At 53.9% G+C, this 13,498-nt stretch carries 11 protein-coding genes and 1 pseudogene; 6 read left to right on the top strand and 6 right to left on the bottom strand.

The features are described from left to right. Positions 1-96 precede the first annotated feature (96 nt). The 3 genes from ACL2XG_RS01105 to ACL2XG_RS01095 all read left to right on the top strand — a co-directional run bounded on the left by ACL2XG_RS01105 (position 97) and on the right by ACL2XG_RS01095 (position 2,295). Positions 97-720, top strand: coding sequence for an NADPH-dependent F420 reductase (locus ACL2XG_RS01105; RefSeq protein WP_413723117.1), 624 nt, complete (start codon positions 97-99; stop codon positions 718-720). Between the two features lie 40 nt (positions 721-760). After that, a complete protein-coding gene (locus tag ACL2XG_RS01100) occupies positions 761-1,339 on the top strand; it encodes an ester cyclase (RefSeq protein WP_410014599.1) in 579 nt (192 codons plus the stop codon). A gap of 239 nt (positions 1,340-1,578) precedes the next feature. Next, complete coding sequence (locus tag ACL2XG_RS01095) at positions 1,579-2,295, top strand: DUF554 domain-containing protein (protein ID WP_410014598.1); 717 nt, start codon at positions 1,579-1,581, stop codon at positions 2,293-2,295. A 92-nt stretch (positions 2,296-2,387) separates the two neighbouring features. Here ACL2XG_RS01095 and ACL2XG_RS01090 read toward each other — a convergent pair. The 3 genes and pseudogenes from ACL2XG_RS01090 to ACL2XG_RS01080 form a co-directional block, all read right to left on the bottom strand. Further along, positions 2,388-2,705: pseudogene (locus ACL2XG_RS01090) on the bottom strand (IS66 family transposase); the annotation flags it as partial. A 133-nt stretch (positions 2,706-2,838) separates the two neighbouring features. Then, a complete protein-coding gene (locus ACL2XG_RS01085; RefSeq protein WP_413723118.1) occupies positions 2,839-3,702 on the bottom strand; it encodes a helix-turn-helix domain-containing protein in 864 nt (287 codons plus the stop codon). Positions 3,703-3,791: 89 nt separating this feature from the next. Then, positions 3,792-5,477 carry an NAD-dependent malic enzyme gene (locus tag ACL2XG_RS01080; RefSeq protein ID WP_413723119.1) on the bottom strand — a complete coding sequence of 562 codons (1,686 nt, stop codon included), beginning with the start codon at positions 5,475-5,477 and terminating at the stop codon, positions 3,792-3,794. A gap of 382 nt (positions 5,478-5,859) precedes the next feature. On the opposite strand from ACL2XG_RS01080, the gene ACL2XG_RS01075 reads away from it, so the two are divergent. From ACL2XG_RS01075 to ACL2XG_RS01065, 3 genes are all read left to right on the top strand, one after another. Further along, positions 5,860-7,203, top strand: coding sequence for a 2-hydroxycarboxylate transporter family protein (locus ACL2XG_RS01075; RefSeq protein ID WP_410014595.1), 1,344 nt, complete (start codon positions 5,860-5,862; stop codon positions 7,201-7,203). A 205-nt stretch (positions 7,204-7,408) separates the two neighbouring features. After that, positions 7,409-8,005: a cytochrome b gene (locus ACL2XG_RS01070; protein WP_413723120.1), complete on the top strand. Its 597-nt coding sequence runs from the start codon at positions 7,409-7,411 to the stop codon at positions 8,003-8,005. Next, positions 7,992-8,564, top strand: a complete 573-nt coding sequence (locus tag ACL2XG_RS01065) for a YceI family protein (protein WP_413723459.1) — start codon at positions 7,992-7,994, stop codon at positions 8,562-8,564. The genes ACL2XG_RS01070 and ACL2XG_RS01065 overlap by 14 nt, the downstream gene beginning before the upstream one ends. A gap of 66 nt (positions 8,565-8,630) precedes the next feature. Here ACL2XG_RS01065 and ACL2XG_RS01060 read toward each other — a convergent pair whose 3' ends face one another. The 3 genes from ACL2XG_RS01060 to ACL2XG_RS01050 form a co-directional block, all read right to left on the bottom strand. Then, positions 8,631-10,814 (bottom strand): TonB-dependent siderophore receptor, encoded by a 2,184-nt coding sequence (locus ACL2XG_RS01060; protein WP_413723121.1) that lies wholly within the window; start codon positions 10,812-10,814, stop codon positions 8,631-8,633. A gap of 363 nt (positions 10,815-11,177) precedes the next feature. Continuing rightward, positions 11,178-12,257: a YncE family protein gene (locus ACL2XG_RS01055; RefSeq protein WP_410014592.1), complete on the bottom strand. Its 1,080-nt coding sequence runs from the start codon at positions 12,255-12,257 to the stop codon at positions 11,178-11,180. Positions 12,258-12,610: 353 nt separating this feature from the next. After that, positions 12,611-13,498, bottom strand: a complete 888-nt coding sequence (locus ACL2XG_RS01050) for a DMT family transporter (RefSeq protein ID WP_410016791.1) — start codon at positions 13,496-13,498, stop codon at positions 12,611-12,613.

Below are 13,498 nucleotides of genomic sequence, written 5' to 3'. Positions count from 1 at the left end.
CTCATAGCGCCATTTTTCCCACCATTTAAAACGCTTATTGTATCAATTCGCTTGTTCAGTCATCGCCATCACCCCCTATACCAAAAGGAAATTGCTATGAAAATAACCGTTATCGGCGCAGGCAATATGGCCGCAGGTTTCGTCAAACAACTGACCAAAGCCGGACATCTGGTGTACATCGTCGGGCGTGACGCCGGCAAGTCCGAAGCGCTGGCTAAGCAATTCGGAGCCAAAACCACGGAACCCGCCAAGGCCGCCGGGGCGGACGTGATTATTCTCGCCACCGCCTACGGTGACGCGGTGAACGCGCTGCGCGCCCTTGGCAATCTGGACGGCAAGGTGATTATTGATATCACCAACCCGTTGAGCGCCGATTATATGTCGCTCACCCTTGGACACGTCACGTCCGCGGCCGAGGAAATCGCCAACGCCTTCCCCGGCGTCCGTCTGGTGAAAGCCTTCAACACGATATTTGCCCAGGTACTGGCCGCCGGTCCCGAGTTGGCGGGCAGCACGGTGCCGGTGTTTATCGCCGCTGACGATGCGTCGGCAAAAGAAACGGTATCCACGGTGGTTCACTCGCTGGGCTTTAGCGCGATTGATGCCGGCGGATTAAAAAATGCCCGTTATCTTGAGCCGCTGGGCGGGTTGAATATCTACTTTGGCTATGGCGCCGGACTTGGCACCACCATTGCGCCGACCTGGCTTATCAACAAATAACCGGCGTCCAGACACGCTATCTAATAAGAAGAGTATTATCATGCAATTATCATCTCATGTCGTGACTGCCGCACTGGCGCTTGGGCTGGCTGTTTCCTCCGCATTTGCCGCTGATAAAGCCAAAAGCGCGAATGACGCCATACCACCGTTGATGCAGGAACTGTCGAAATATCAGAGCGCTGAAAAAAACGTTAATAACAATCTTAAAACGTTTGATACTCTCGATTTCGACGTATATACCCATCAGAAATGGGATCGCCTGCATGAAAGCCATGCCCAGGATATCCTGGTGCATTATCCTGACGGCCATACGACCAAAGGATTGGCGGCCCATATTGTTGAATTAAAGCAAACATTCGTTTTTGCGCCGGATACGCATATCAATGTGCATCCGGTGCGCTTTGGTTCGGGCGAATGGACCGGGGTCATCGGCATGATGGAGGGAACCTTCACCAAACCGATGCCTTTGGGAAACGGCAAAATGGCGGCACCCACAGGCAAGCCATTTAAGCTGACGATGGCCACCCTTGGCCATTGGACTAAAAGCGGCGTGATGGATGAAGAGTATTTGTTCTGGGACAACGCCTCGTTTATGCAGCAAATTGGATTGGCACATTAATATTATCCTAGGCGCTGGGAATTGACCCCCGGCGCAGATAAAATTGGCGATTCACGCGGCCAGTTCTTCTTCCTGGCGATTTTTCCAGCTTTTTATGTGCGTGACTTCAGCTGTATGTACACCGCTGACGCTCAGCCAGTGCACGATGGGAAGGGGTAGTCTGGTTTACCTTAATTCCTATGCCTGAAAACGACGAAAAACAAGATAACAAATCTATATAGGATAATCATGAGGATATCATGTTAGGACCATGGCTTAATAGTGCGGCAATTATCTCTGGGGGACTGCTAGGCATTTCATTCGCCAAACATGTACCAGAGCGGCTACGTGAAGGATTACCCGCAACTTTTGCGCTGGCATCGATATCGATCGGTATTGTGATGGTGATAAAAGTACAGAATATGCCGGCGGTAATTTTCGCATTGATCCTTGGAACCACATTAGGTGAATTGTTTTCCCTGGAGCATGGCGTTAAATGGGGGGCAGGAAAGCTTCAGTACTGGCTATCCCGAGTCATCAAAACCCGTAGCACTATGCCAGCAAAAGAATTCGCCCAAAGTTTTACCGCTATGATTGTCCTGTTTTGTGCCAGTGGACTAGGCATAGTCGGCGCATTGACCGAAGGATTCGAAGGTAATTATCAGCTGCTGCTGGTTAAATCGATTATGGACTTTTTTACCGCGATGATTTTTTCGATGTCACTTGGGATTACCTTAGTGATGGTGGCCATACCCCAGTTGTTAATCCAGAGCGCTTTATTTGGACTAGCGGTGTGGATTATGCCATATATGGATAAGGCGGCTTTCGCCGATTTCTCGGCCTGCGGTGGTATAATTATGATTGCCGTGGGACTTCGCATCGCACAGATTAAAATTTTTTCCGTGGTGAATTTTTTACCAGCGCTATTGTTTGTTGTGCCACTTTCTTTTGTATGGAGGGCACTGATGACAGCTTGAAAAAAAATTCTCTGTCGTGCCATTTTTTTTTTGCCACTATAAAAAATTGCCGCGGCATCATAGTAGGCGACCGTCTAGCGCCGTATTGCCCCTTACTCAGCAGGGATGTCGAGGTGCCACGGCAGGAGATCTTTGATCTTGTTGATGGGATGTTCCGCGATAACTGCCAGCACATGACGCAGATACGCTTCCGGTTCCACCCCGTTTAGCTTGTGCAACGCCCGTTCACCGCCGCGGTCCGAACCGAAGAACAGGCAATTTTTGCGGCCCGGGCTCACTACCCGCAGCGCGTTTGCGGCGATATTGTTATCGATCTCCGCCCAGCCATCGCCGGCGTAGTAACACAACACCTGCCAGTGATTCATCAGATAGTTGGACGCCTTCGCCGTATCGGCCTGGCGCGACAGCGTGGTAAAGGCCCTATCAGTAACGATCGGGATCGTGCTTCGCACCCCTGCCTTCGTTACCCGGCCGGACGCCCCCGGATACAAATATCACCCGCACAGCGCATTGGGATACCGCCAGGCAAGGACAACGATGTCTTCAGCGGTATACCGGTATCAGGTATTGGCAATTCGATTGATGCAGCGTTGCTATCTCCTCTTTGCCTTGCGGATAAAAGCACTCTATATCCGGCCCCTGACGGCGCGTTAATTTCAGCTTTGGCAAATAAGTGTCATACAGCATCAAAATAAAATTCTGCAGGCCGCCCGTATCTCCGTTATAGGTAAATAGCGCGTATTCACCGCCCGCCAGTATTACCGGTTGACCTATGGGGGCATACTTTGGCTGAAGCGCAGTGGTGTAACGGAATATGACTTCCTGCCCCATTTCAGGGCTTTTATTCGGCAGTACATGATTTAGACCAAACAAGACGGACGGTAAGATCCGCGCTTGCGCCAAATAGTGAAACCAAAAATCCGTATGCAAATCGGCGCGAAAAAAAGTGCTATCCCGCCCAAGCGACCCGGTATAGCTGCTGGTGACGCCGTATAACTGCACATCCCGTAAGGTGACATAGGTGAGCGGCGGTATAGTCGCGGCGCCTGGTCGTATCGGAGGACAAATGCCAAACGACGGCCACTCCGTCGTATCGCGGTAAAAGGCGGGCGTTTGGCCAAACTGTTTTTTAAACGCCCGGGTGAAGCTCTGCCGGGAGTCAAAATGATATCTGATGGCAATACCAATAATGGGTAAATCGGTGACGCATAACGCCACCGCTGCCCGGGACAATCTGCGCGCCCGGGTATATGAACCCAGCGTCGTACCGGTTATTCTGGAAAACATACGTTGTAAATGCCATTTTGAATAACCTGATTTACTCGCAATCCGATCCATTATTAATGGCTGATCCAAGTTATTTTCCAACCAGCCCAGCAGGGCAAAAATGATGTGGGAGGGATCCATCGGCATTCCTCATAACACTCATGGGCATAAAAAAACACAAACCGGGTGCCGGACCGATAGCCCCAACCCCCAGGTGGCGCATAAACGATTTAAAAAGATGAGTGTTTATAATGGCTATAACCACCCTGCCAATAATTCTGCTCCAATGACCGGGCAAGGTCCTTTTCCGACATGACCGACGCCACGCCTTCTTCCTGGGCGGTTTTGGCCACCTTAACGGCGATCGCGCGCGATATTTGCTGAATATCATTCACCGGCGGCAGTAGCGGCCCCGCGCCGGTCATCGCCAATGGCGAAGTGGCCGCCAATGCCTGGCTGGCCGCCATCAGCATGCCATCGGTGACGCGGCTGGCGCCCGATGCAAGAATGCCCAGCCCCAGGCCAGGGAAAATATACGCATTATTGCATTGGGGAATATCATAGCGTCGATCCTGGTAAATCACCGGCGCAAACGGGCTGCCCGTCGCTATCATTGCCGCGCCTTCGGTCCAGGCGAGCACGTCCTGCGGCCGGGCCTCCGCGCGCGATGTCGGATTGGACAGCGGCATAATAATCGGCCGCGGGCAGTGGCGCAGCATTTCGTGCACGATTTCCTCAGTAAACAGCCCTGTCTGGCCGGAGACGCCGATAAGCACGCTCGGCTTGGCGTGACGCACCACGTCCAGCAGCGAGACGCTGGGTGTAGTCAGGCCCCAGCCGGCGAGCGAGGAGCGGGCGGTCACCAGCCGGCGCTGGAAATCAAGCAGGTTGGGCATATCGTCGGTCAACAGACCAAATCTATCGACCATAAAGACCTGGGCACGGGCTTCTTTTTCTCCGGCCCCTTCCGCCATCATTTGCGCGATGATATTTTCAGCAATGCCGCAGCCGGCGGAACCCGCCCCGAGGAATACGACCCGGTGATCGCGTAACCGGCCGCCCGCGGCATGGCTGGCGGCGATCAGGGTTCCCAGCGTTACCGCGGCGGTACCCTGGATATCATCGTTAAAACAGCACAGCGTATGGCGATAACGTTCAAGCAGCGGCATGGCGTTCTTTTGGGCGAAATCCTCGAACTGCAACAAGACGCGGGGCCAGCGGGTATTGACCGCCACGATAAAGGCGTCGATGAAGGCCATATATTCGTCATCGTTTATGCGCGGGTGCCGCCAGCCCATATACAGCGGGTCGTCCAGGCACTGCATATTGTTGGTTCCGACGTCCAGCATGATCGGTAACGTTTGTGCCGGATTAATGCCGCCGCAGGCGGTATATAAAGAGAGCTTGCCGATAGGAATGCCCATGCCGCCAATGCCCTGATCGCCCAACCCGAGAATGCGCTCCCCGTCGGTAACCACAATGATTCTGATATCATGTTTAGAGAAATTCTGCAGCATGTCGTCAATACGATCCCGGTCCGGATAGGCAATAAACAACCCTCTGGCGCGGCGATAGATCGCCGAAAATCGCTCGCAGGCCTCGCCAACCGTTGGGGTGTAAATAATCGGCAGCATTTCGTCAAGATGATAACGCAACAAATTATAAAACAATGTCTCGTTGGTATCCTGGATATTACGCAAATAGATATGTTTCGAAATATCCCGTTTAAATTGGCAGTATTGAGAATAAGCGCGCTCCGTTTGCTCGCCGATGGTTTCGACCTGATTCGGTAACAGTCCGCAGAGATTGAGGGCGCGACGCTCTTGTTCGGTGAAAGCCGATCCCTTATTCAGCAAGGGATTATCCAGCAGCAATGACCCGGTATAATGTGTGTACAACGTTTTGCACGATGCCATTTCACAACCCTCGCAGATAACATCAATAAATACGCTTGTATTTATATTTTTCCACTCACAGCCGGCGAGCAGCTTGGCATAAAGCAGTTGTCCGCACCCGGCTAAAAAACCCATCAGTGGTGACTGTTATAGCATGTCAGGTTGCAACTCTCAGTTAAATTTAATTATTAATATGCATTTTTAACTATTTAAAGTTTTTTAATTAAACAAAGATTAATTAAATTACCAAAAAGATTGTGTGATGAGTAGCGCACACAAATTATACGTCTGAGTATAAAATAAAACATCATAATTTTATAATATGTATTTAACGTCAGCTATTTAATCAATAAAACCCATTAACCTCTTATCAGCGCACCGCCAAAACAGCAAGGTGATTATAATGGAAAAAATCGACAAACCAATTGAGAATTATGAAAAAACAGCAACGTCGCCCTCATCGACATTCTTCAGGCAATGCAACGGCGCTGATATCAGTTCGGTGCCGTTGATTCTTTTCATTACCATCGCCAGCATCGTGTTTATTTCCGCCTATTCCAGCTACCTGCCTAAAAATATGATTGGTGGTTTGGCCGTCATTATGACCCTGGGATTTTTGCTGTCGCATATTGGCCGACGGATTCCCGTGCTGCGCGATATTGGCGGCCCAGCCATTCTTTGTCTAATGGTACCGTCGGTAATGGTTTTTTTTGGCGTTTTTAAAATTAATACCCTGGAGACGGTACACCTGTTAATGAAGGAGGCCAACCTGCTGTATTTTGTTATCGCCAGCCTGGTGGTCGGCAGTATCCTCGGCATGAACCGTATTGTCCTGGTGCAAGGCATGATCCGTATGTTTATACCCTTGCTGGCGGGAACCGCAACGGCGGCGATAAGCGGATTGGTGGTGGGTAAATTATTCGGGTATAGCGTTTACCATACTTTTTTCTTTATTATCGTCCCCATCCTGGGCGGCGGGATTGGCGAAGGTATTTTACCCCTTTCCCTGGCTTATTCCGCCATCCTGGGCGCCTCGCCGGATGTTTACGTGGCGCAGTTGGCTCCCGCCGCCGTCGTGGGCAATATTTTCGCTATCGTCTGCGCCGGCGTGCTGGCCCGTTTGGGCACCCGCCGCACTCACTGGAGTGGCGATGGCACATTAATCAGGTCGGCGGCGGAAAATGCCTTGTTTGCCCGAAAAGAAGAAGAACGTCCGGTGGATTTTGCGCTGATGGGCGGCGGTTTATTGATGATTTGCACCTTTTTCATCGTTGGGGGATTAGTCGAAAAATGGGTTCATATTCCCGGACCGGTATTGATGATTCTGATTGCCGTACTGTGTAAATACGCGCGGGTGATCCCGGCAAAGATGGAGGAAGGAGCCCATAGTTTTTATAAATTTGTATCCACCACACTGGTATGGCCGCTTATGATTGGACTGGGCATGCTGTATGTCCCGCTGGAAAGCGTCGTCGCGGTGTTCTCCCTCGGCTATGTGATCGTCTGTGCCTCGGTGGTCATTTCCATGGGCGTCGTGAGTTTTCTGATTGCGCCTTATCTCAATATGTACCCGATCGAGGCCGCCATCGTCACATGCTGCCACAGCGGACTGGGCGGGACCGGCGACGTTGCCATTCTATCAGCGTCAAACCGCATGTCATTGATGCCGTTCGCCCAGATATCCACCCGGATCGGCGGAGCATCGACGGTCATCGGCGCCACATTACTCCTTGGATGGCTGATCTAGCATCCGCTACCGGGCCTATGCCAACGCCGTTCTCCGCGGGCTTAAAAATAACCTTGCCCACGTCTGATGCCAACATTTCCAAGGCAGGACTCGTTGTTTCTATTTACAAAACTTTAACGTATTTGACACGACTTAAATTGCTTTTTTATTTCAATCTGTTTTATTTGTTGACCAAGGGTAACGCAACCCACGAGGACGATGCCTTATGCGCTGGCGCAACTCAGCCGACAGTTTCGGCCATATCAGCATTGCTATCCACTGGCTGGTGGCGTTGGCCGTTTACGGTATGTTTGCGCTAGGCCTGTGGATGGTGACGCTTGGCTATTATGCGACCTGGTATCATCGCGCGCCCGAACTGCACAAAAGCATCGGCTGTCTCCTGTTCGCCATGATGATCTTACGCCTGATCTGGCGTTTTATTTCCCCGCCGCCCAAACCCCTCAGCCATTACTCGCCGCTGACCCGCGCCGGCGCGGTGCTGGCGCATTGGACTTTATATATCCTGCTCTTCGCCCTGCTTACCAGCGGGTATTTGATTTCCACCGCGGACGGGCAGCCGATAAATGTATTCGGCTGGTTTTCCGTTCCGGCCACCCTGAGCGGCCTGGCGGGGCAAGCCGATTTAGCGGGCGACATCCATTTGTACCTGGCGTGGTGCGTGGTGATCCTGTCGGTATTGCACGGCCTGGCCGCGTTAAAACATCATTTTATCGATGGCGACATCACGCTTAAGCGGATGCTTGGGTATCACCTTCATCAACCTGCGCAATATAAGGAAAAACACCATGCTGAAAAAGACTAGCCTGGGCCTGGCGACGGTCGCGTTATTTTTCGCCTCGGGCATAGCCGTTGCGGCGGAGTATAAAATCGATAAACAGGGCCAGCATGCTTTTATTCAATTCAAGATCAAACATCTTGGCTACAGCTGGCTCTACGGCGGTTTTAGGGATTTTGACGGCGGCTTCACATTCGACGCTGATAATCCCGCCGCCAGCAAGGTGAACGTGGTGATTAACACCGCAAGCGTCGATACCAATCATGCGGAACGCGATAAACATCTCAGGAGCGCGGAGTTCCTCAACGTAGCACAATATCCCCAGGCCACCTTCGCCTCCACGCAGGTGAAAAAAGACGGCGATGAATGGGATATCACCGGCAACCTGACGTTAAACGGCGTGACCAAACCCATTACCCTGGAAGCCAAATTGGTCGGCCAGGGCAACGATCCCTGGGGCGGCTATCGCGCGGGTTTCGAAGCTGAAGGAACCCTGGCGCTAAAAGATTTTAATATCACCACGGATCTGGGTCCGGCCTCGCAGCAGGTGGACGTGCTTATTTCAGTTGAAGGGATCAGGCAGTGACCTGCCGGCCATCCCCGTTTTTTCACCGCCGCCAGGGTTCTCTGCTGTCCGGCGGCGCAATATCCGTCAGAACGACGTGGTTAAGCCGGCATAATAGGCTCGTCCTGGTTCGTTATATGTTAATGCGCCTTCGTTTTCACGATAAATGCGTTTATCCAGCAGATTGCTGATACCGACATTGACCCGGACATTTTTTGTCACATCGTAATTCAGGCCGACGCCCAGCACGGAATAAGCCCCCAGTTCTTTGCTGGACAGCGAGCCGACTTCGTTGCGTATGTCCGCGTATTCACGCGGTTTCTGCCGGCCGTACATGGTCCAGGCCGCATTGGCGGACAATTTATCGTTAACCTGCCAGTCCAGCAGGGTATTGATGGTGTATTTGGGAATCACTGATAGCGGATTGCCGGTTTCCTTATTCTCGGAGGTGATCATATAAGTGGCATTGGTACGCCAGTTCAGCGTATCGGGCAGCACCGGTATCGCCAGATTAGCCTCCAGCCCTTCCACCAGCGCCTTGCCGCCATTTTCCCAGCGCAGGATATTGCCGCCGTCCGACGCGGTGCCGATAACATCGGTGCCGGCCACGATTTTATTACGGTAATCGTTACGGAAATAAGTGATGCCGGCGTCATAGCCGTTGGCAGTAAATTCCAGGCCGATCTCTTTGTTGATACTGATTTCCGGGTTTAAGTCATCGTTGCCGAGCAGGTAGCAGGCGCCGGTGGCGACCCCCGCCGGGCAGCCGTTGCCATTGGTGCGCAATAAATACCCTTCGCTTGATTGATACAGATTAGGCGCCTTAAACACCCGGGCGATGCCCGCTTTGAGCTTGAAAAAATCGCCGAGCTCCTGGGACATATTCAGGCTGGGGCTCCAATTGGCGCCGAACTTGCTGTGATAATCGAAACGCAGCCCGGGGATAAGATCGGTGCCTGGCAGGGCTTCGATATTATCTTCAAAATAGAGCGCGCTTAATTCCGCGCTATTTTTACTGCTGCGCAGCGCGGGATTGCCCGATACACCGCCGATGTTCGCATTGGTCTGGCTGGTGGCATGCATCGATGCCGGGTCGTTCAGCTCTTCGCGGTTCCATTCGGCGCCAAGGGTAGCGGTTTGATCCACCCATAACTTCAGCGGGATATTCAGCTCCGTATTGGCTTTGTAGTTCTCCAGCCGGCTGGTGGAGAAGGTGTCGCTATTGATCATGCCTTCTACGCGTCCCGTCGACCCCTCCATCAGGCGCGTATTATTGGTTTTTTCATAATAGAAGCCGGTGCGGGACTGGCCCCAGTCCCAGACGCCGTTATGGGTCACGCCATAATTCTGGCGGTACATGCGGTTGGTTTCCTCGCCATACAGCGTCGGCACCAGGCTGCTGACGTTACCATTGCTGTACTGGGTATCGCCGGTGTAGATATTGCCCTGGCGGCTGTAGCCGTATTCGAAGTCCATGCTTTGCCGGGGATCGATTTTCCATGATAGCAGCGTGTTGATGTCCTTGTTGCGCACCCCTTCGCGGCCGGCGGCATAGGAGCCATTTTGCTGGGTATTGATATCGGGGCTGTCGGCGTCGGTTTTATTGATATTGCCGTACAATCGCATGGTCAGCACATCGTCGATCAGCGGACCGCTCAGGCTGAAATTGGCCCGTTTGGTGGCGCCTTCCTTATCATCCTCCGGCTGGTTGGTATACAGGGATAACGACCCGTGCCAATCGTTGGTCGGCCGCTTGGTGATAATATTCACCACGCCGCCCGCAGCGCCGGAACCGTAGCGCGCGGCCGCAGGCCCTCTCAACACTTCGATCCGCTCGACCATCTCCACCGGCACCCAGTTAGTATCGCCGCGGGTATCGCGCTCCCCGCGCCAGCTGTAGCGCACCGCATTACGCGACGTGACCGGTTTGCCGTCTATCAGGATCAGCGTATTTTCCGGCCCCATGCCGCGGATATCGATTTGGCGGTTGTTGCCGCGGCTGCCCGAGGCGCTGTTGCCGGTCAAGTTGACGCCGGGCATTTTGCGGATGATATCCGACAGGTCATTTACCGGCGGTTCTTTTTTAATGTCGTCCGCGGTAATAATGGATACGCCGGGCTGCTGTTTCAGCTCCTCTTCGGCCGTGGCCTTGACGACCATCACGTCCTCGCTGTCGGTTTCCCCCGTCGTTTCGGCGCCGGCGCCGCTGCTGAAAATGGCGGTGAATAAAATGGCGAGCGGTCCCATAGTGAAATTTTTAGTTACACACATTTATTATGATCCTATTGCAATTTATATTTTCCCAAGAGAATACGAATAGTAATAAGAATCGTTATCATTGTATATGAATGCGGGAATTCTTCACATTTTCTCCTTAATGTGAAGAACGGTGGTTTTCTGAGCATACCAGTGCGTGAGCCAGGCGCGCTTTCTGCGACGTCTTGAATGGGGAATGCAAAGCCGGTTGTTGGAGAATATCAGCAGTAATCGGGTAAGCGCCCAGAGCCTGCCACCGCCGTTGGGCAACCCGCAGCGGAAATGCCCCGCTTGCGCCGTGCCTCCGGCACGTCCAGTTCCGGGGCGGGCGGCATATCGGAAAGGGTCAGGCAGGACGCCGTCGCGCCCTGCCGGATATTACTGCAGCGCGATACGCATCACGTCATCCGGGCTGGTGGCTTCCTGCTGGCGGCTGGAAGCCTGCTTTACGCTGACATAAAGCGTTTGGCCGTCGGGCGACAGGGCCAGGCTATTCGGGTGCACCGGGGTAGCGATGGTGCGCAGCACGTTATAGGTCTTGGCGTCGATCACGCTCACCTGCCCCGCCTGGCGGTGGGTTACATAGACTTCGTTGCGCGCCGGGTTAAACAGCACCGCCAGCGATGCCGGCACGCCGATTTTCGCCAGGATATTACCGTTGCGGGTATCCGCCACCAGCACCTGCGGCTGTTTGGAATCGGTGATAAACGCGCGGTGCGTCGCCGGGTCCAGGCTGAGGTTGAGGAAAAAGTGTTCCGTCGCGGTTTCATCGAGCTTTTTGCGCAGCACCACGTTGTTGGTGACGGTGTCGATGGACAGCAGTTCGTTGTCGGCATTGGTCACGTACAGGCGTTTTGCCGCCGCGTCCAGCGCCAGCCCGGTGCCCATTTTGCCGATATCGTCCAGGGTGGCGCGCAGGGTCAGGGTAGCGCCGTCCACCACCCATATCACGCTGGACTCACCCAGTCCGGCGATATAAAGGGTATTGGTCTCCTGGTCCACCACCAGCTCACGCGGCGCCAGCGGTTTGACGGTGTCAGAACGCTGGCGCCCATCCAGCACCAGCCGGCCTGTTACCGCGCCGGTTTTGGCGTCGATGGCGGTGACGGCGCCGTCGACGGTGTTGCCGAAGTATAGGGTATCGGTCTTGGTATTGATGGCGGCGCCGAAGGGTTTGATATCGTTGTGGATAATCTGGGTGATATCAAGCGTGGCGGGGTCGAGGCGATATACCACCCCGCCTTTGTCCAGCTTGCGGCTTTGCGAGGTGGCCAGGTAAAGCGCGTCGCCTTGCGTGCTGTACGCCATCTCGTAAGCGCCTTTGCCGACGGGTTTGCGCAGCGGCTCCTGTGCCGCCCAGGCCTCCTGGGCCAGGGTAAACAACAGCGCGCCAGCCAGCAGCAGCGCATACGCCGCGCGTGGCCCCGGCCGTCCGCCGGTGGTCGTTATCACGTCCATACTATCTCCATTTCAATGAATTGAGGTTGCCGCCGGGCCAGCGCCAGGCAGCTAAAAGGGGTTTCACATTGCATCAAGAAGCAGCAAGAGCCGGAACGTCATGGCGTCCCGATCTTTATATGAGAATAATAATCATTATTTTTTGAAAAGCACAATGATTTTACCAACCCAATCAGGTGTTTCGTAACGCATTCTGACACCGCAAATGAATGTCACCCGACGCTAAACCGGGCCGTGGCCGCACCCCTTTTATCGCTACCGTCTGCTTTAGCGGCCGGCTTCATTTCACCGTCGGGCGGCCCTGTACGGCGGTGGAAGCCGCGCGGTTCGGCGGTATTCAGCCGGAGATTTTTTTAACGCCGGCGACGTTCCGCGGATATGGGGATTCCTCGGCCGTATCGTCCCGGATTCATCACCGCGATGAAAATGCTGCCGACAACCAGTACGGCGCCCAGCAGCTTGCCCTGATCCAGTTTTTCGCCCAGTATCGCCGCCCCCAACAACACCGCCAGCGCCGGGCTGAGTAGCGACCAGGGAAGGATTTGGTTTACCGGATACTTTTTCAATAACCAGTACCAGAGCGAATAGGATATCAGCGACGAACCCAGCGCGCTGTAGATTATCCCAAGCCAACCCCGCCAGCCCGCCGCCAGGAACAGCGTCAATTGGTGATGCTCCGTTAGGAAGGAACAAAGTGAAACCAGGGGAATGGCAAAAAGCGACAGCCAGCCGGTCATCGCCAGCGGCGGGATCGGCGGCGATCGCTTAATCACAATAGTGGTCACGGCCCATCCGCCGGCGCTTAACAGCAGCAAAGCCGGCCCATGCCATGAATTCAGCGCGGGGCTGCCGGAGAGCACCACCACGCCCGCCACAGCGCCGCAAACACCGATTATCTGCCGCAATGTGAGCCTTTCCTTCAGCCATACCGCCGCCAGCGCCATCGCCATCGGGGTCCCCATCTGTACCAGCACGGCCGCGCTGCCGGCATCGGTATAGCGCATACCGAGCAGCAGCAGTGAAAAGTGAACAAAACCAAAGGTAAATGCCAATAAACACAGTAGCGGGACCTGTTGCCACCGTATTGGATTGAACGGCACCAGTACTGCCGCCACAATCATAAAGCGAACCAACAACATCAGCAGAGGCGGCAGTTCCATCAGGCCGAATTTCATGGCGATCACGTTGAAGGCCCAGCCCGATGCTACCACCAGCAGAATCAGCACATCCTGGAACAGCAG

Origin of the sequence: Sodalis sp. RH24, from assembly GCF_047324145.1 — a bacterium.
Taxonomy (GTDB): Bacteria; Pseudomonadota; Gammaproteobacteria; order Enterobacterales; family Enterobacteriaceae; genus Acerihabitans.
The sequence above is the reverse complement of the archived record's forward strand: the minus strand, read 5'-3'. Positions and strand labels throughout refer to the sequence as shown.

Excerpts from the sequence above, each read along its gene's own strand:
- ACL2XG_RS01100 (WP_410014599.1), top strand. The coding sequence starts at position 761 with ATGCAATTATCATCTCATGTCGTGACTGCCGCACTGGCGCTTGGGCTG.
- ACL2XG_RS01070 (WP_413723120.1), top strand. The coding sequence starts at position 7,409 with ATGCGCTGGCGCAACTCAGCCGACAGTTTCGGCCATATCAGCATTGCT.
- ACL2XG_RS01060 (WP_413723121.1), bottom strand. The coding sequence starts at position 10,814 with ATGTGTGTAACTAAAAATTTCACTATGGGACCGCTCGCCATTTTATTC.
- ACL2XG_RS01085 (WP_413723118.1), bottom strand. The coding sequence starts at position 3,702 with ATGGATCCCTCCCACATCATTTTTGCCCTGCTGGGCTGGTTGGAAAAT.
- ACL2XG_RS01055 (WP_410014592.1), bottom strand. The coding sequence starts at position 12,257 with ATGGACGTGATAACGACCACCGGCGGACGGCCGGGGCCACGCGCGGCG.
- ACL2XG_RS01075 (WP_410014595.1), top strand. The coding sequence starts at position 5,860 with ATGGAAAAAATCGACAAACCAATTGAGAATTATGAAAAAACAGCAACG.
- ACL2XG_RS01105 (WP_413723117.1), top strand. The coding sequence starts at position 97 with ATGAAAATAACCGTTATCGGCGCAGGCAATATGGCCGCAGGTTTCGTC.
- ACL2XG_RS01080 (WP_413723119.1), bottom strand. The coding sequence starts at position 5,477 with ATGGCATCGTGCAAAACGTTGTACACACATTATACCGGGTCATTGCTG.
- ACL2XG_RS01095 (WP_410014598.1), top strand. The coding sequence starts at position 1,579 with ATGTTAGGACCATGGCTTAATAGTGCGGCAATTATCTCTGGGGGACTG.